Annotated in this window: 1 protein-coding gene; it reads right to left on the bottom strand. The window is 67.6% G+C overall.

Annotated elements, in window-relative coordinates:
- The coding region (locus AWB68_RS44820; RefSeq protein ID WP_087650443.1) for a site-specific integrase at nucleotides 1–1,477 on the bottom strand (1,477 nt) is incomplete at both ends.

Here is a 1,477-nt window from a genome sequence, read left to right on the forward strand (position 1 = left end):
GGCAGCGACCGTCGCCGCACTGACCGGCACGGTGCGCTGCTTGCGCCGTTTGCCAATCACCGTCAGAGCCCACACCGGCGGGCCGTTTGAACCTTGGGGCGATTGCGGCGAGGGGCGGACGGATTGGCCCACGTAGGGGCGCAGAGCTTCCCGCCGCGCGTGCGCCGCTTCGTCGCGCCGCAGCCCCGAATCGCCCATCAGCAGGATCGCCGCGCGCGCGGTGCGCCACTGCCGAGTTTCGGCCTCGTCCTGATCCGGAAGTGTCCCGACGCAGCGCTCATCCAACGCACGGCGCAACTCGGTCCATAGCTTGGGCGGCAAGGCACGCTCGACTTGTACTGCGACTTCGCGCGTGATGGTCACCGGGTCGTGTACCGCACTCCAGGGATTTCCCGCCAGATAGCGGACCTCGGTGAGCCACGCGAACGCCGCGCGCAGCACTCGCACCGCATACGCCTGACTGCCGGCGGACAGTCCCTCGGGCGCAAAGGGCCGCCAGCGACCGCTCGCGCGTGACTGTTTCGGGCCCACGAATGAGGGCGCCGGCTTCGCGAGGAAGTCTTTATACGCCTCACAATCCTCGACCGTCATCGACGACACCGGCGTGTCGCGCACAATCACGGCCCACAGTATCAGGCGTTCGAGTTCGCGCGTGTACGCGCGCAGGGTCGTCGGCCGGTCGCGATAGCGGTGCAGGTACGCGTGAATCGCGGCGAGATCGTGCGGCGCACGGATGAATGCGAACGACGTCGCCCGATTTGAACCCGCGTAAGGAACATTTCCAGTTCCAATCACAGGTCCATTTGAGGGTCCACTCGCGGGTCCAATCGCACCCGACAATGCAGTGGGCACCGCGAGCCGCTCGAAGGGCGCGAGGCGCGGCGCGTGGGGAGTGCCACCGATCACGACAGTAGCCTCGGCCTGGCTCGACGGCACCAGTTCTCGAGTATCAATGTCCGCCACATCGACGTCGAGGCGCATGCCGAGGGTGGCCTCATGCCGACGCAGCCAGGCGACCAATGCTTTCGCCCGCAACGCGCCGATGCGTGGCACGGAGCGCCACCAGCTGCCGCCGCGTGCATTGCAGTACTCGATCAGCGCCCCGAGGGTCGCGATGCCCTCCCCCGTCAGCCGCCGCGCGATCAACGGCCTAAACCACAGGTGCACCGGGTGAGCGCCCGACGGCACGGCCACCGCCAACGTCGACGCCTGTTCGACCATGCGCAGGGTGACGGCGGTGAGTTTTGCGCTGCCGTGCTGCTTGATCGATGCCGTCAGGTGATCGGCGAGCGCGGCCGACCCATGGCGCAGCGCGAGCGTCACCAGATCGTCGCGCATGGTGCGCAAATAGCGCTCCATCGCATCGGGCGTGGTGGCGTGCGGGGCAAACTCCGCGTCGTAATACAAGCGCGCGATGGTCGATGCGGGAATCCGCTGCACAAACGCGCGCAACGCGGTGAAGTCGGTGCGCGTGTAG

The sequence above is a fragment of the Caballeronia choica genome (assembly GCF_001544535.1).
Classification (GTDB): Bacteria; Pseudomonadota; Gammaproteobacteria; order Burkholderiales; family Burkholderiaceae; genus Caballeronia; species Caballeronia choica.